The sequence below is a fragment of the Leptospira semungkisensis genome (assembly GCF_004770055.1).
GTDB lineage: Bacteria > Spirochaetota > Leptospiria > Leptospirales > Leptospiraceae > Leptospira_B > Leptospira_B semungkisensis.
Map to the genome: position 1 here is coordinate 23,124 of NZ_RQEP01000016.1, position 16,510 is coordinate 39,633.

The window sequence follows — 16,510 nt, forward strand, 5'->3', positions numbered from 1 at the left end:
CTTTCAAAAGTCCAATTGTCCCAGAAAGAGGAATTATGAATTACAGGGTCGTTCATTCTAAAAATAGAAACAAATGAGATTCGGATTCTCCGGTGTTTCTAAAAAATTGCAAACGATTTTCGTAAAACCTCGATTAGACGTGCGTTAAGCTAGTGCAGATAAGATCTAATTTGCCAATGACAGTTCCATATTCTTTCTTGGTAAGAAAATGAAAATTATTCAATCTTGGTAAACATCGTTATCAAAATAACAATGATAAGCGGCAAAAATCCTAAGATTAATCCCTCTGGCCCTCCCAATGAAGAGATTTTGGTCAACAATATCCTTCGGCTAGTATCTGCACAAACAAAGGGAGAAGTAAAAAAGAGTATTATAAATTTATACTGTATATTGGTCGTTCTGGCCAATAGAAAAAATCCAATAAGTTCACTAATAACAATATAATAGTTATTTGAATCCAGAACAGGATAGCCGCTATTATGACTCATGCCTATTGAAAATGCTGTGCATAACCAAAAAAGACCGTAGCTAACTACTTGCGGTATGTATAATAGTATCTTCATATAGAGAAACCATAAATATTCTGAATTAGTAAACCTGCATATTCTGTCGAATTTCTAATCGCTATTCTGCCAAGTAAGAATAGCATTTTGCCCATCAATCCCACCAAAAATACCAAGTTTTGTGGTTCATCAAAGTAGACGCTAGATTGGATACCGAGGCAACTCCTTGATACACAATATCTGGGCAATAAAAGAACTGCTCCCAAGCTAAAGCCAAGGCGTCGGCCTGATTGATGGGCGGCCTTGCTACAATCGCCTCAATGACGTTATGCGAACAACCAACAATTTCGGCGCCATAACGTTCATGCCATCGCTTCCACAATGCGCAATGGATAGCCGGCTCAGGGCATTCATTCCAACCGCCGTATTTAAGTTTTGCCGGTATTTCCCAAGGATGAGCGACGGAGACATGGGCAACAGTAACTTTCGGCAGAAAGTTTACAGTAAGAATATCTTTGTGTAATGAGATCGAATGTAGTACTAAGGGTTCTTCAGGCCAAGCTCCTAAGATTTCAGATTCAGATTCACCGAATTCTTCCCATTCTTCCGAGTAAATTTTCTTTCGCTCAGTGAACCATGCATCTATATCGACTTGTTTACTCATCTCCAATATCGAGCTTTCACTATCCGTAGAAAGATCGATCATTTCCTGCAGGTTTTCTTTTTCGTCTGGTCTACCACAAATTAAAAGTCTTTCGGATGAGCCGATTGACGCAAGAGCACTTTCGAGTGCAGCCTCTGCATCAAGAGTAGTAAAATGCATAATGTTTCCTTCAAGTAATTGGATCTTGAATTTCTAAGATCCTAACTAGTAGGACGAAAATTGCGTAAAGAGCTTATAAAATCAAATTAGAAATATTCGGATTTTTCTTGGCAGAGGAAAGATGGTTGAAAGAACCAATTATTCGCCTTTCTGAGGAATATAATAATATCGAATTCCAGCCTTACGGAAATAATATCTGATATCTCCGCCTTGTTTATCCGTAGGCATGAGTCGTCTTTTAAACGTATCTTCGGGAATGCGAAATGTATCTCCTATCGCATCGCATCTGAAGAAGCGGACACCTTCCGGATAACGTATCATCAAAAGATTTCCAGGTTCCGTTTCCCAGGCTCTTTCTTCTCCTTCCCAAGAAAAGTAAATAGACCTTGTAGGAAAGATAGGATACTTCTTTCCATCATAGAGAACCTTGTCTTTGTTTCGATTTATATTACGAAAAACTTTTTTAGGTCCGGACTTGATAATGAAATGAACCGTGCCACATCTGAATGTAAGAAGAAGCGGAATCCCGCCCAAGGATCCTGGCTCCAGATTGGAAGAAGAAGCAATAGGAAGACGAGTAGTATTCTCTGAAATCCTAGCGATCGTAGAACGCATAGACTCATCCAGAAATTCTACAGTATCGTCTTTTCGGATCTTTTCGAGCTGTCTATAGATCCGATCAAATTCGCTCTTTTCGTATGCTTTAGTTTTCACAAAGCCATCGAGCTGTCTTTTTAAATTAGAAAGCCTTGCTTTAAAATAAGGAGTGTCATTTCGGGAAGCGACTTCGAACATTTCTTCCCACAAGGATTCCAACTCTCTCACTTCTGAGTTTTGGTCGAAGGTATTCTTCTCTACTTCTTCCAAAATATAGCGAAACTTGCGCTTCAAGTCGAAGAGAAATCTGGAATCCTTTACTCTTTCCATGCTAGTATCTTAAATATCGGTTTTCCCGAAGTATTTTCGGGGGGAAAATTTGGGACGAAAAGCCAAGCCTTGCCCTTTTAGTTGGCGTGTTTTCTCATCTTGATCGAAAGAATAATCCCGACCGCAACCATGGACATGATCAAGTGAGATCCACCGTAACTCATAAAGGAAAGCGGGATCCCCGTTACAGGCATGAGCCCAAGCACAATCCCGATATTGATCGCCATGTGATAGAATAGCATGGCAACAATCCCAGATGCAAGCAAGGAACCGAATCTATCCTTACTCTCATAACTGATCTGGAGCCCTCTCAAAGGAATCGAGAATAAGAAAAATAATAAGAAAACAGATCCTATAAACCCAGTCTGCTCGGCCCAGGATGCAAAGATAAAGTCAGTGCTTGCCTCAGGGACATGAGGGATCTTTCCTTCGGTCATTTCAGCGTTTAGGAAACCTTTTCCTACAAGTTTTCCGGAACCAACCGCAGGCTTAGAAGCTCTCAGCTGATATCCAGCGCCTTGTTTGAACTCGTCCGGGTTCAAGAAAGCTGTCAGACGAATTACCTGGTTCTCTCGGAATGGGACCGTTTTCATCACGACTACCGCAGAAAGAAGGCTAACACCCAAGATCCCCAAAGGAATATAATAAGTACGTAATGTTTTGGATCCTCTCGCAATTCTCAAGAGGATCATAACGATACTGAAAATAATGAGAGCCGCGCCCACTCCGATGAGTAGTGCCTGGTTGGATAAAAGTTTGAATACGAAACTCGCTTCCAAATCCACAACCTGTTCCACCGCTTCCTTCAAAGCAGACAATGTCTTAGGAGTAAGATTCGCTCCGGCTACTTCTTTTCCGTCGATCACCTGCCAGGTCTTTCCGCCCAACCTGTTTACTACAGATAGAAGATCCGTCTTTCCTGTTCTTTGCAGAAAAGCTAATATATCATTTAAGAGAGTAAGCTTGGAATATTCGACATACATTGGAAGTACAAGAGAGATGCCTCCGAATGTAATGAAGGAGCCGATATGCAAATAATCCGCTCCTCCTAAGAACAACATAGTGAATAAGATCGGAAGAAAGGACACTGCAGTTCCGAAGTCTGGCTGCAATAAGATCAATACCATCGGAAGAAGCACGATCCCGAAAGGGATCACGAGTACGACTAACTTCTTCATCTCCTTCTCTTTTAAGACCAAGTACTGACCAAGAAGGATCACGGTCGCAAGTTTTGCGAACTCGGAAGCCTGCAATAAGAAGGGACCGATCTTGATCCAAGATCTAGCTCCCCTGCTAGAAGGAAGATAGCCGATCCATTTCACCAAGGTTAGCATCAAGAGAAGAATAGCAAAACCGTATACGAATAAAGCATACGCACCGATCAATTGGTAATTGACTCTGGATACGAACCACATCACTACGAGACCAACTAAGAAGAATATGAATTGCTTAAACCATTTATGAGCCATGAGCCCGATAGAAGGATCGTCGAAATTATATTCTTGAGAATACAGAGTTAGAACGCTGCAGATCACAACTATGATCACGGATCCGACTAGAAAATAATCGATTCTATCTATGGATCTGTCGGACATCATTGGATCTTCTCCGGTAATACCGGCGCTGCTTCCGGCACTTCTGCAGTTCGTTTGAAACTTCCCGGTGGGAAGGCGGCTCTAAACATTTCTCTCGCAACAGGAGCGGCTCCCGCAGCTCCACCCACTCCATATTCCACGAAGACTGCGACTAACACTTGCTCGCTGACAGGTGCGTTGGCAGGAGCATATCCGATAAACCAAGCGTGGTTAGAACCGGAGGCACCTCTTCTTCTTGTTTGAGCGGTTCCTGTTTTTCCTGCGATATCAGGTAGCCCAGGCTTGTTCAAAACGAAAGCAGCCGTTCCATTCTTCACAACTAAACGCAAGCCCGTCTTGATCGATTCAATGGTAGAAGCTTGGATCGGAATATCTCTCAATCTCTGAGGCTCTGTGCGATTGATAATGGAATTGTCTAAAGGATCTCGGATCTCATTCACAACGTAAGGCTGGTAGATCTGTCCTTTATTCAAGAGTCCTGCATAGAATAGCGCCATGCCGAGAGGAGTAACGGACATGAATCCTTGTCCAATAGAGAGGTTGATCGTATCTCCGTCGAACCATCTAGTTCCGTACGTCCTCTTCTTCCAAGCAGAAGAAGGCACAAAGCCGCTGATCTCTCCCGGAAGATCGATCTTGGACTTTTGATCCAATAAGAATAAACGAGAATATGTTAAGATAGGATCGGAGCCCAGTTTATAACCTAGGTTATAAAAGTAGACGGAGCAAGATTTTTGGAGAGCGTGAGCTAAATCATTCGTGCCATGACCACCCTTCTCCCAACAATAAAAGACTTGGTCCGGAACTCCGGCAAAAGTAGATTTCAGAATATAACTTCCATTACAACTGTAGCTTGTCTCCGGAGTATAATCGATCTTGTGACCACTTTCCAGAGCCGCCATTGCAACTAACGTTTTATACGTAGAAGCCGGAGGAAATTTAGATTGAATGGCTAAATTTAAGAAACCGCCATTCGCATCCACTCTTCTATAATGCGCCGTTCTTTCCGATCTACTCTTTCCTGATAGAATATTCGGATCGTAACTCGGATTGGATGCCATCGCAAGCACCTCTCCTGTAGAAGGACGTAGTGCGATCGCTGTTCCTCTCGCTCCTTTGAGCGCCTTGTACGCTGCGAGTTGTATATCCTTGTCTATCGTTAGAATGAGATTATTTCCAGGAGTGGAATGCTCTACCACTCTCTCTTCTTCTATATTCCCCTCGGAGCTTCTCTTTTGGATCCTGAATCCGTCCGTTCCGCGTAAGCGAGAATCGTATTCTAATTCGAGGCCGTCTTTTCCCAACCATTGATAAGACTTGATCTCTCTCGTAAGAAGGTCTGTCTTACTCGGCTTTCCGATATAGCCAGTAACATGTGCAAGAGCGGGTCCCATCTTATAGATCCTTCTGGGAGAAGGGACCAATATTACATATTTTGAAATCGTATCGAAGACGGAGATCCTTTCCTGCTGCGCCTTGCTAATCGCCTCCAGCAGAACGAAAGGTTTTTTGGATTTGATATTCTTGGAGAATTTAGGCTCCAGAAGATCCTCTTCGTAATACGACATCGGAATAGAAAGAGTTCTCGCAAATTCCTGAAGGAAATTACGAACCTTGGCAGGATCATATTTCAGAAGAGAAGTATTTAAAACTGCATCCAAGCTGGAATAATTGGAAACCAATGCCATAGAAGTTTCCGGAGTGAGAAAGTTCCGATCGAACATCTCTCCTCTGGCAGCGGGAATGGTCTCACTTTTTCGCACGAACTTCTCCGCTTTGAGAGAGTTGTCCGTTCCTTGCACTATCTGCAGATTGAACAATTGGATCACAAACGCGACTAACGCGAAAGCTACAAGACCGGAGAACATATACAGCCTGAGCCTGAAACTACGTTCCAGTCTAAACTCTGTGGCTGAAGAAGATCCTCCTCCCCCAAGCATATTACGCTTCCGCCTGCTCCAAACGATAGAGCTTGCCTAAGATCCAGAAGAAAATAGGCGCAATAATTGCGTTAAAGATAGAAGTACTGAAGATGGAATAGTTCAGATTCTCATGAAAGAAAAGAGAGAACAGAAAGTATGTCGCTACCCTGGTTATCAAAGTCACCAGCACTGAATACAACATGATTGAAATCTGATTTTCGTGATAGGCAGGCCTTGCGAATTTTCCTACTACATAACCCATCAAACAGAAGGTAAGAGAGTGAAGACCGATCTTATAGGTGACCACGTTACCTACGATCTCACCGCCTAATCCAGAATCCGAAAGAAGACCTCCGAAGAATCCGATCCAGATCCCCGCCATGGTCCCTCTTCTGAGAGCGAAGAATAGAACGAATAGAACCATGAAGTCCGGCTTATATCCGGAGATCTCGAAGGCATTTGTCCCGTTCAAGAAATGGGAAATAAAAATCCCCGCACCGATGACTACATATTCTAGGATCATCAGTTGGTTTCCTCTTCCGTAAAGCCTGCTCCACCGTCTTGTTTCGGCTTAAGCGGCTTGGCTTCCCCAGGCTTAGGAACTACCGGGGCTTGAGCCTTAGGCTCTCGATCTTCTTTAGGATAATTTAATTCACCAAAGTACGGATTTTCAATATTAATATTCTGTCCTTCCGGCCAGGTTTCCGCCCATTTTTCAGGAAGCTTGAGTAGAATGGTAACTGACTCTAACATATCAAAACGCACAAAAGGTTTTAAGAATGCTGTCTTAAAGCTTCCGTTTCTAGGACCTTCTTCCGTAATGATCCCGACTGGAATGCCTGGAGGAAAAATACCGGAAGCACCCGAACTATAAACTGCCTTTCCGATCTTACTCAAAGATTCGGTGTATTGGATCATCTCGCTCGGACCCATCGGATAATCACCGAACACTCTTGGATCAATAATAATACCGCTATCTATATAATTCATGAGAGCCTCGGTTCCTCTTCCTGAGTTACCGGAAAGTGTGGCCCATAGATTGCTGTCTGGAATGGAAACGCCCATACTAAAATTAGAATTTATTAATGGTTGCACGATTGCAGAACCACCGGTGACAGCGATCACCTTTCCTACCAATGCCTCGATGATCTCACCCTTTTGGTTTACCGATCTTGCAGTCACAGGCATATAAGGCTTGATCCCAGCTTCGGAGCCCTTATCGATGATGATGGTACGATAGATTGAATTCAAACGGACAGAAAGAACTTCTGCCTTGATGCTTGCAAACTTCTGACGAGTATTAAAACGAAGTTCCCTTCTTAAGATCTCGTTCTCTCTGTTTAAGCGTTCCAGGTCTTGAGGAAGAAGTTTATAATCATCCACCGCTGCGACGCAAGCGTCTCTTTCCTGGCGAACTGCTTCAAAAGATTCTAATTTAGTATAAGCTCCTTTGAAGAAGGAACCTACACCGTCAATGGAACCGGAAACCGAGTCGCCCACTCTTTGGAAACTAGCGATCCCTCTCACTAAGACATTACTCTTAAATGTCAGAGAGAGGATCGAAAATACGATACAGAAAAGAAGAGAGACTGTTTCCTTACTTTTATTTACTTGGAGCCAAAGCATATTAACGGTTCAAATTCTGATCCCAAGCAAATTAGGATCAGCGAATTCCCGGCTTGAGATACTTAACTTCGTCTAAGAATTTTCCGGTTCCCAAAACCACGCAGGTCAAAGGGTTCTCGGCTCTGAATACAGGAACTCCAGTTTCCTTAGAAAGATAGGTTTCTAATCCACGAAGAAGGCATCCTCCTCCGGTTAGAACGATCCCTCTTTCTACGATATCCGAAGCAAGCTCAGGAGGAGTTCTTTCCAGAACTCGTTTGATCCCGTCCAGGATCTCATCGGTAGGTTCTTTGAGAGCCTTACGGATCTCGTTAGATTCTAACTCTAAAGTACGAGGAAGACCGGAGATCGCATCTCTACCTTTGACTTCCATGGTCTCAGTCTTTTTCTCAGGATAAGCGTTACCGATGGTAAGCTTGATATCCTCAGCGGTCCTCTCTCCCACTACTAGGTTGTATTGGTTTCTGAGGTATTTGATAATTGCATCGTCGAACTCGTCTCCACCAGTACGGATGGATTCTGCGATCACCATACCGCCTAATGAAATGACAGCGATCTCAGTAGTACCACCACCTATATCCACGATCATGTTTCCAGCAGGTTCATTGATCGGGATATTCGCTCCGATCGCAGCTGCCAGAGCCTCGTCGATGAGGAAGATCTCTCTCGCACCCGCTTGCTCAGCAGATTCACGAACGGCACGTCTTTCCACCTCGGTGATTCCGGAAGGAACTCCGATCACGATCCTTGGTTTTACGAACGTAGTACGATTGTGAACCTTAGCGATAAAGTAACGGATCATTTTTTCGACCGTTTCGAAGTCGGCGATCACTCCGTCTTTCATAGGGCGAATTGCCACAATTTCGCCAGGAGTACGACCAAGCATCCTCTTGGCTTCTTGGCCTACAGCCAGCACCTTTCCGGTAGCAGCATGCACCGCTACTACGGAAGGCTCGGAGAGTACGATACCTTGCCCCTTTACATGGACGAGAGTGTTGGCGGTTCCGAGGTCGATTCCCATATCGTTGGAAAATAGTCCGTAGAGCTTGTCGAATATCATTACTGTCCTTTGCTTGCCGAGAGGCGGTTGATCTTTTTTATTATTATCTGCGCAAATCCCGAAAATCTCTAGGATTTTCCCATCGCCGATCGAATTCAATATTTCCTGCCCGATCCCAACGGGCAATTCCAAAACAAAAAAAACGAAAAACAAATTGGAAGCCTTTACGACCTCCATAAACTTGGGGATCTTATGGTCCGGGAAAACACCCTAGCTGCCATCGATCTAGGCACCAACTCCTTTCACATGATCATCGTTCGGGTCCGAGAAAACGGGACCTTTGAAGCTATAGCCAGAGAGAAGGAGAACGTTCGTCTCGGAAGCGGTTTAGAAGAAGGAGGAGAGATCGATCCCCCTGCATTCAAGCGCGCCATCGATTGTTTGAAGCGCTTCAAACTATTGGCTGATAATTCCAAGGCAGAGATCCGAGCGGTCGCCACATCAGCCTTGAGAGAAGCTTCCAATAGGTCCGAATTCCAGGCAGCCGCCTGGAAGGAAGCCGGCATAAAGATAGACGTTATCAGTGGATACGAAGAGGCCCGACTCATTTACTTCGGGATCCTGCAAGGCCTTCCCGTATTCGATAAGAAGATATTGTTAATAGATATAGGCGGGGGAAGTACCGAAGTCCTAGTAGGTTATAGAGGAGATATACTCTTCTCCAAAAGCTTTAAATTAGGAGCCATTCGACTCACTGAGAAATTCTTAAAATCGGATCCATTGGATTCCTCTCAAATACGAAAATGTAAACTCTATGTAGAAGAGACCATCCTCCCTTTTCGAAAGATTATTCGAGACCTGAGACCGGAAATGATCATCGGTTCATCCGGAACCATCCAAGCAACTGCTGGGATCATCCGAGCGATGGACGGAGAAGCAGAAGAGATCCCACTGAATCATTATACATTTACTTCGGCTGAATTCAGAAGAGCAAGAAACCTAGTCATGGAATCGGACACTTCCAAGAAGAGGGCCAAGATCCCAGGCTTCGATTCCAAGCGCTCCGATATCATTGTAGGAGGAATACTGATCTTAGAAGAACTGTTCCAACTACTGGATCTCCCCGATTTGACAATCTCTGAATTCGCTCTGCGGGAAGGGATTATCTACGACACTATCCGAAAGTGGGAACATTTCCAGGACCAAGAGCATTCCAAACACCTGGATGATATCCGTCAAAAGTCGATTCACAATCTATTAGTTTCTTATACCAGGGACGAAGAATACGCGAGACATGTCGCAAAACTTTCCTTGGATATTTTCGATCAACTGCAGCCGGTCCACAAGTTAGGTAAAGAAGAAAGAGAATATCTAGAGGCTTCTTCCTTACTTCACGAGGTTGGACTTTTTATTTCTCATTCCGCCTATCATAAACATAGCTACTATCTGATCCGAAACTCGGAAGCAATGCTCGGATTTACTTGGGGAGAAATAGAACTCATAGCGCTTACCGCAAGATATCACCGCAAGAGCGCTCCTAAATCCAAGCATAGAGAATTCCAAAGGATTGGCGGAAGAGAACAAGACATCGTACAAAAACTCTCAGGAATATTACGGATCGCGAGCGCTTGCAATCGAAATCGACAAGGCTTAATTGAAACCGTGAAATGCCAGGTCCGAAAAAACCAAGCTATCTTCTCGTTGGCCACAAAACAGAATTATGATAAGAGCTTAGAGCTTTGGGCCTGCGAAGAACAGGCAGATGCATTCGAATCCGCGTACGGATTCGTCCCCATCTTCCAGTAGAGATGCCTGCAGATCTCAAACATTCCGCCTTGACCGAGACGAAAAGTATTTTAATAAAATTGAATATTCCAATACGGATCCGAATCCTTCTAATCTTTTTCTTTTTTTCCGGATGCTTCCAAGTCTATCCGATCCGAGAAGAATTGATGGAGACTAAAATTCTACGTTCCATGGAATCGAATAGGATCGTAAACTCAGTAGAGATCAAACATGAATTCGTAAACAAGTTCTTGGAATTAACCATCCAAGAAAGCACCAAAGAAGAAAGTCTTCGATCGGAACAGATCTTAGAAAGAAAAAAGATATCGTACGGATACAGAAAATCGGAGAACTACAGACAGATCACCACGGACGAAAAGCCTTGGAACAGAGATATTTTAGGTAGCTTTGCCGACCTATTTGCCTTATTTGAACTAATCACTATTCCATTTCGCACAATGAGCGACACAAAGGAACAAGAATCCGAAAGAGAAACAATCCTTTCCTCCGAAGAAAAGGAAACTCCTATAAAAGCGAATTTAACTCTGATCATTCGGATCGAGAACTCAGAAGTGTTGAACAGAAAGTTAGAAACTAGAACAATGAAGATCCCTCTCTCGGAGATCCGAAGAGTTTTTCCCAAATCCAATCAAATGGAAATCCTAGTCTATAAGGAGAAAGAAAGAGTATCTTACAAGACAGTTTCCCTGCAAGATGCCTTACAACAAATACGGTAGAAGAAGACGAACTTAAAAATTCTAACTTCTTAAGCCCAATATATATATAGAATAGAACTCCATTCCAAAAATGATCCGCTTCTATCCAAGGACTCTCGGATCGGATCGATTCTCTGAAATCGCCCTACTCTTCTCTACTAGAAACTCGGAAAGCTTTTGCACTCTAGGATGTTCGGGAACAATAGAACTTGCCTCCGCCAGAAGTTGAAAGGATCTATCCATTCTATTCTTAGAAGCGTACATCTCTGCAAGATGCAAAAGATTCTCCGGATCCTGAGGATTGCGCATCCTGTACCTTTCACTCAGATCGATAGAAAGCACAGTCTTACCGCTCTTACGTAAGAATTTACTTACCGAAAGAAGAAACTCAGTATCCGTAGGCTTCTTCTGCAAATATTTAAGACCAAGCTCACCAGCCTTGGAATATTTCTTCTCCGCAAAACATTCTATAGCAAGCTTTCTACACTCCTGCAAAGAAATCGTTTTTAATAAATTTGCTTGAGACGACTGAACAGATTCCTGTTCTACATTAGAATTTACTTTTTTAGGCGCCTCTATCCTTAATAAAGAAAGATCATCTGTGATCTCTCCTTCTTTTTGGATTAACTCGTACGTTTTATCTAGATCGCCTTGGGACCTTCGGATGATCTGCAGGAATCTGGTATCATCGGTATCGATCTCTTCTCCTGCCTCAGATTTTATCAACAGATCGTCCCTTCCATCCGAGCCGCAGAATAGAACATCTCCCGCTTTCAACTGAAATACTTCTATATGAACATTCCTTCCTAAGCCGGAATGACCGATCTTAAAATACTTTTCAGAAGGCTCTAGAAAATCAGCAACTCCGTCTCTAAATAGAACCGGCGAAGGATGTTCGCAATTTATATAATATAACACTCCTCGAGACTCATCCACTAATCCTAAGAAAGCGGATGCAAGAAGAGAACCGTCGAATGCTTCAAATACTTTTTGTAATTCTATAAACCAGTTCTTGACCCATCTTTCCGGCCAAACATTTCGATACAATGCAGGAGTCCTTTCTATCATAGAACGAGAAATCGAACCTAAGACGATCGCACCTACAGCTCCTTGCAAAGACTTTCCCATTGCATCCGCGTTTACGAACGCGAGATAATTCTTGCCTCGCAATCGAATCGAATGGGCCAAAGAAATATCTCCACCTATCTGTCTCTCCTTTTGCTTGTATTGGAATTTCTTCTTCTGGATCGTAAGAGAACGCACCGAATAATCAGAACCATTTAGAAAAATGGAATGTAACGGTTCCGTTAAAAGAGAGGTAAGGAAATAATCTCCGTCCTGACTGTATTTCAGTTTCTGGATTTCTTCTAAGCTCTTGCCGAGCTCGTTCGCAGTTTCCTTTAGTTGTCTCGTTCTTTCTTCTACTTTGGATTCCAGGCCCTCGTTTAGAGATTGGATCTCCGCGTATAGACCTTTGAGTCTCTCCACAACTTTTCCGATTCTTTCTTCTTGCTTACCGAATTCATCCAAAGAAGAAGGAGAAATCCTTAAGCCGAAATTTCCCTTTCCTACTTCTTCTAAGAATCCTGTGACGGAAGAAAGTCTGCTTCGAATAGATTCTGTTACGATCCAAGCAGTAAATAAGAGAGGGACAGAGAACAGAAGAGCCATGATCGCCAAATGCACAAGAGGGTTCTCAAGCTTGATCCTTCCATCCACAGTGGCATAGAGCATATAACCCAAAAGACTGAAAGGCATAGAGATCATTGCAGCCACAACAACTAGTAGCCGCTTAGAATAGGGAAAGAAAAGCTTAGTTCTTGCCTCAATTTCCCGAAATTTTCCCTTATTTAAAGCGGGCCTCAAAGAGTATTCCGTAATAAACAAATAGCTAATAAATGAAATCGGAATGATCCCCAAATAGAGCGCAGGGATTGTTGCGATTAGATTCGGACGATAGCCCACAATCAAATAAACGATAATATGAGCGAGAAGAACTCCCAGAAACCAACGGCCCGCAATCGTAAACGATTCATAGATAGGCTGGGTCATATAAATGGATTTCGCGGAGACTAAAAGATTCGGATCGATCGAACTCCTATCCTCTAAATACGCAGCCTTCTTAAGCCTTAGATATCTAAGATAAAAGGCACCGAGAAGCATGGCAGTTGCTGCTACCGTGGCAGCGACTCCCATAGAAAGATATTCTTCCAGAGAATATAAGGAACCGGTCACTGCAGAAAAGTAGACCGCAAAAGGGACAGGGACCGTGTGGGTAAAAAGCTCAAGCCTCCAAGTGAGGACAGGCAAAAGTCTGGATTGGCTCATTTTCGTTTCTCATTTTAGCTTAGGATAAAACCAACACTGTAGCGTTTGCTACAGTGTTCAATATTTTATTTCGAAGTAAAAATAAAATTCGATTAAGGGATTTTATCCACCCAGAGAGGGCGACTGCCTACGATCTCAGTACCGATCTTAAGAAGAAGTATATAGCGTCCTTCTTTCGGAAATACTGCGTGCGGGATGGGAATAGCGATCTCTACGGGTTCGGAGCCGTTATTGACACGAATATTGCCCCCGACTCCCATTACCTTCTCGCTTGTGTCGGCAAATTCCAACTCTAACGAGAATTCATGGTCTCCCGGAGGAAGATTAGTAACGCATACATAAATTCCCCAAGGAGGAAAGACAACGGGAAACTGGCCAGCAAAGAACTTGGTGAATGTTCCTATGATCCCTTTTTTACCGTTGTCTTCCGTGATCACCCGATCCGCAAAGATCAATGCTAAGAGGACGGGTTCTCCTACGTTACTCGACATTAATCAGGTTAGGCTGAATACGCGTCGGAAACGAGTTGTTCTTGTTGCTGAGTATGCACCTTCATGTGACCGGCGGCAGGGCTCGCAGATTCCTTTCTTCCTGCATATTTCAGCTTCTGGCCGGATGGAAGTACATCTTCGAACCTGTCTCGTACGAATGTCCAAGCACCTTGATTCTTAGGCTCTTCCTGACACCAAACAATGGTTTTAGCGTTCTTATAAGTCTTGAACACTTCTTCGATCGCATTCGCAGGGAAAGGATATACTTGTTCCACACGGATAAGAGCGGTGTTCTGCACCTTATTCTCTTCTCTGTATTTAAGAAGATCATAATATACTTTTCCGAAGCTGAAGATCACCTTCTCCACTTTGTCCGCTTTCAGATCTCCGCTATCAGGAAGAACTTCTCTAAACGCACCTTTTAGAAGGTCTTCGATCGGAGAAAGAGCTCCTGGGAAACGGAGTAGTGATTTAGGAGTGAAGATGATAAGAGGCTTACGGAAATTTCTGAGGATTTGTCTGCGGAGCAAATGGAAATATTGAGCCGCATTCGTACAGTTCGCTACCTGCATGTTATTGTCCGCACAAAGCTGTAGGAATCTTTCAATTCTTCCGGAGCTATGCTCAGGTCCCTGTCCTTCATATCCATGAGGAAGAAGAACTGTCAAACCGGACATCCTTTGCCATTTCACTTCCGAGCTGGAGAGGAATTGGTCAAAGATCACTTGGGTATTATTCGCGAAGTCCCCGAACTGAGCCTCCCAAAGAACAAGAGCACTCGGATCAGATAGAGAATATCCGTATTCAAAACCTAAGACGGAAAACTCAGACAAGGAAGAGTTCACTACTTCTGCCTTGGCTTGTTTTTCAGAGATATGGTTCAAACCGATATACTTGTCGCCTGTATTAATATCTACTAGAACCGCATGTCTATGGGAGAAGGTTCCGCGCTGGCTGTCCTGACCGGAAAGACGAACTCTAAATCCGTTTTCCAGAATAGAACCGAAAGAAAGCGCTTCTGCCATTCCATAATCCAGAGGAATTTTTCCTTCCGCCATTTCCTTTCTGCTCTGAAGTAGCTTCACGAGTTTTGGATTCGGAGTAAAACCATCTGGAACAGTGGTGATCGCTTTTACGATACGATCGATCTGCTCTCCAAGAAGAGTAGTGGCAGTCCCGCTATCCAAAGGCTCTTTGGAATACTTAGACCAAACACCTTGCATGGTGTCCACTTTCATCTTGATGTCCTGCTCTTTGGCTCTTTGGAAGGAATCTTCCAGACCTTGAGTGGATCCGTTCTTAATGAAATCTAGTTCGTCTTGGGTGATGTCCCCGTCTCCCACGAGCTTCTTCTCATACAATTGAGCAGTTGGAAGATGGTTCTTGATGATGGAATACATCTTAGGCTGAGTGAATGCAGGTTCGTCGGTCTCGTTATGGCCCAATCTACGATAGCAGATCAGATCTATAATAAAGTCTTTCTTGAACTTCTGACGATATTCCATTCCGAGCTTAGTAACTCGGTACACCGCTTCCGGATCGTCTCCGTTTACGTGAACGATCGGGATCTGATATCCTTTTGCAAGGTCAGTTGCGTATAACGTGGATCTAGATTCATTCGGAAGGGTCGTAAATCCGATTTGGTTATTGATAACGATGTGAAAGGTTCCGCCTGTTGTATATCCGTCCAGGTTCATTAAGTTAATGGTCTCGGCCACAACTCCCTGTCCTGCAAAAGCTGCGTCTCCATGAATGGTGATCGGCATGAATTTTGCGCGATCCTGATCCCCGTACTGCTCTTGTCTAGCACGAACGGAACCGGTTACAACCGGATTCACTGCTTCCAAGTGGCTCGGGTTGAATGCTAGAGAAAGTTTCACTTCTTTTCCACTAGCAGTCATTTTGCTATTAGAATAACCCAAGTGATATTTTACGTCGGCATAACTCTGAGCGTTTTTATCCGCTTTCTCTTCGAATTCAGCGAATACCAAAGAGGCGGGCTTCTCGATCACGTTCACAAGTACGTTCAAACGACCTCTATGCGCCATACCGATCACAAGTCCGTCCATTTTGAAACGTCCTGCTTCTTCGATAATAGTATCGAGCATAGGGATCATGCTTTCTCCTCCTTCTAAGGAGAAGCGTTTCTTACCCACATATTTCTTAGCGAGGAATGTCTCGAAATGATCCGCTTGGAAGAGTTTCTCAAACAGTCTCAAACGAATGCTCTTAGGAAGAGGAGCATGGAATTCAGCGGACTCAACTTGCTGTTGGAGCCACTCTCTTTCCACGTCGTTTACCAAATAATACTGCTCGTATCCTACTGTGCTGCAATAAGTCTTCTCGAACCAGGAGACCACATCTCTCAACTTCGCTCTTGCAAGAGAAGGATTCTGCGTGTCGACTACTGTGTCTAGATCTGCATTGGTAAGATTGCCTAACTTTGAATCGATAAAATTGCGGTTTGGCTTAAAGATACCAAGTGGATCCAAGTTTGCAGCCAAGTGACCTTGCCTGCGGTACGCGTTGAGTAAGTTGATGATCCCCATCTCTCGGATGGAGCCGGCTTGCGCATCGGTAAAAGAAGTAGAAACGGCACCCTTTCCGTTCCCATTTCCATTGCCGTTGGAGCCGTTCTGAGAAGACACTCCGTTAGTCTCTACTTCTTGGAAGAAGAGGGACCATTCTCTATCAAGAGAGTTCGGATCCTTCTTAAACTTTTCGTAAAGTTCTTCGAGAAGCGCCCCGTTCTCTCCGTATAATGCCATCAATTGTTCGATTTTCATGACCGGAT

Annotated in this window: 12 protein-coding genes; 2 read left to right on the plus strand and 10 right to left on the minus strand. The window is 43.8% G+C overall.

The features are described from left to right. Positions 1 to 657: 657 nt before the first annotated feature. From EHO59_RS11130 to EHO59_RS11160, 7 genes are all read right to left on the minus strand, one after another. Positions 658 to 1,326: a DUF4253 domain-containing protein gene (locus tag EHO59_RS11130; RefSeq protein WP_135587985.1), complete on the minus strand. Its 669-nt coding sequence runs from the start codon at positions 1,324 to 1,326 to the stop codon at positions 658 to 660. 138 nt (positions 1,327 to 1,464) lie between these two features. Beyond that, the gene (locus tag EHO59_RS11135) at positions 1,465 to 2,253 is read right to left on the minus strand and encodes a hypothetical protein (RefSeq protein WP_135587987.1); all 789 of its coding nucleotides are present in this window, start codon (positions 2,251 to 2,253) and stop codon (positions 1,465 to 1,467) included. A gap of 77 nt (positions 2,254 to 2,330) precedes the next feature. Continuing rightward, a complete protein-coding gene (gene rodA / locus EHO59_RS11140; RefSeq protein ID WP_135587989.1) occupies positions 2,331 to 3,851 on the minus strand; it encodes a rod shape-determining protein RodA in 1,521 nt (506 codons plus the stop codon). Continuing rightward, complete coding sequence (mrdA, locus tag EHO59_RS11145; RefSeq protein WP_135587991.1) at positions 3,848 to 5,788, minus strand: penicillin-binding protein 2; 1,941 nt, start codon at positions 5,786 to 5,788, stop codon at positions 3,848 to 3,850. Before mrdA ends, rodA begins: the two co-directional genes overlap by 4 nt. Before the next feature lies 1 nt (position 5,789). Then, positions 5,790 to 6,293, minus strand: coding sequence for a rod shape-determining protein MreD (gene mreD / locus EHO59_RS11150; protein ID WP_135587993.1), 504 nt, complete (start codon positions 6,291 to 6,293; stop codon positions 5,790 to 5,792). Then, positions 6,293 to 7,396, minus strand: coding sequence for a rod shape-determining protein MreC (mreC, locus tag EHO59_RS11155; protein ID WP_135587994.1), 1,104 nt, complete (start codon positions 7,394 to 7,396; stop codon positions 6,293 to 6,295). The genes mreD and mreC overlap by 1 nt, the downstream gene beginning before the upstream one ends. A gap of 37 nt (positions 7,397 to 7,433) precedes the next feature. Continuing rightward, positions 7,434 to 8,456, minus strand: coding sequence for a rod shape-determining protein (locus tag EHO59_RS11160; protein ID WP_008595388.1), 1,023 nt, complete (start codon positions 8,454 to 8,456; stop codon positions 7,434 to 7,436). Positions 8,457 to 8,648: 192 nt separating this feature from the next. Between EHO59_RS11160 and EHO59_RS11165 the strand changes: the two genes are divergently transcribed. Both EHO59_RS11165 and EHO59_RS11170 read left to right on the plus strand, forming a co-directional pair. Next, positions 8,649 to 10,202 (plus strand): Ppx/GppA phosphatase family protein, encoded by a 1,554-nt coding sequence (locus tag EHO59_RS11165; RefSeq protein WP_135587996.1) that lies wholly within the window; start codon positions 8,649 to 8,651, stop codon positions 10,200 to 10,202. Between the two features lie 146 nt (positions 10,203 to 10,348). Beyond that, the gene (locus EHO59_RS11170) at positions 10,349 to 10,918 is read left to right on the plus strand and encodes a hypothetical protein (RefSeq protein WP_135587998.1); all 570 of its coding nucleotides are present in this window, start codon (positions 10,349 to 10,351) and stop codon (positions 10,916 to 10,918) included. An 81-nt stretch (positions 10,919 to 10,999) separates the two neighbouring features. On the opposite strand, the gene EHO59_RS11175 is transcribed toward EHO59_RS11170, so the two are convergent. The 3 genes from EHO59_RS11175 to EHO59_RS11185 all read right to left on the minus strand — a co-directional run bounded on the left by EHO59_RS11175 (position 11,000) and on the right by EHO59_RS11185 (position 16,502). Beyond that, positions 11,000 to 13,225, minus strand: coding sequence for a PP2C family protein-serine/threonine phosphatase (locus tag EHO59_RS11175; RefSeq protein ID WP_135588000.1), 2,226 nt, complete (start codon positions 13,223 to 13,225; stop codon positions 11,000 to 11,002). A 92-nt stretch (positions 13,226 to 13,317) separates the two neighbouring features. Then, a complete protein-coding gene (locus tag EHO59_RS11180; RefSeq protein WP_135588002.1) occupies positions 13,318 to 13,716 on the minus strand; it encodes a DUF6941 family protein in 399 nt (132 codons plus the stop codon). A gap of 8 nt (positions 13,717 to 13,724) precedes the next feature. Next, positions 13,725 to 16,502 carry a 2-oxoglutarate dehydrogenase E1 component gene (locus tag EHO59_RS11185; RefSeq protein WP_135588004.1) on the minus strand — a complete coding sequence of 926 codons (2,778 nt, stop codon included), beginning with the start codon at positions 16,500 to 16,502 and terminating at the stop codon, positions 13,725 to 13,727. Between the last annotated feature and the right edge of the window lie 8 nt (positions 16,503 to 16,510).

Excerpts from the sequence above, each read along its gene's own strand:
- EHO59_RS11130 (WP_135587985.1), bottom strand. The coding sequence starts at position 1,326 with ATGCATTTTACTACTCTTGATGCAGAGGCTGCACTCGAAAGTGCTCTT.
- EHO59_RS11135 (WP_135587987.1), bottom strand. The coding sequence starts at position 2,253 with ATGGAAAGAGTAAAGGATTCCAGATTTCTCTTCGACTTGAAGCGCAAG.
- rodA (WP_135587989.1), bottom strand. The coding sequence starts at position 3,851 with ATGATGTCCGACAGATCCATAGATAGAATCGATTATTTTCTAGTCGGA.
- mrdA (WP_135587991.1), bottom strand. The coding sequence starts at position 5,788 with ATGCTTGGGGGAGGAGGATCTTCTTCAGCCACAGAGTTTAGACTGGAA.
- mreD (WP_135587993.1), bottom strand. The coding sequence starts at position 6,293 with ATGATCCTAGAATATGTAGTCATCGGTGCGGGGATTTTTATTTCCCAT.
- mreC (WP_135587994.1), bottom strand. The coding sequence starts at position 7,396 with ATGCTTTGGCTCCAAGTAAATAAAAGTAAGGAAACAGTCTCTCTTCTT.
- EHO59_RS11160 (WP_008595388.1), bottom strand. The coding sequence starts at position 8,456 with ATGATATTCGACAAGCTCTACGGACTATTTTCCAACGATATGGGAATC.
- EHO59_RS11165 (WP_135587996.1), top strand. The coding sequence starts at position 8,649 with ATGGTCCGGGAAAACACCCTAGCTGCCATCGATCTAGGCACCAACTCC.
- EHO59_RS11170 (WP_135587998.1), top strand. The coding sequence starts at position 10,349 with ATGGAGACTAAAATTCTACGTTCCATGGAATCGAATAGGATCGTAAAC.
- EHO59_RS11175 (WP_135588000.1), bottom strand. The coding sequence starts at position 13,225 with ATGAGCCAATCCAGACTTTTGCCTGTCCTCACTTGGAGGCTTGAGCTT.
- EHO59_RS11180 (WP_135588002.1), bottom strand. The coding sequence starts at position 13,716 with ATGTCGAGTAACGTAGGAGAACCCGTCCTCTTAGCATTGATCTTTGCG.
- EHO59_RS11185 (WP_135588004.1), bottom strand. The coding sequence starts at position 16,502 with ATGAAAATCGAACAATTGATGGCATTATACGGAGAGAACGGGGCGCTT.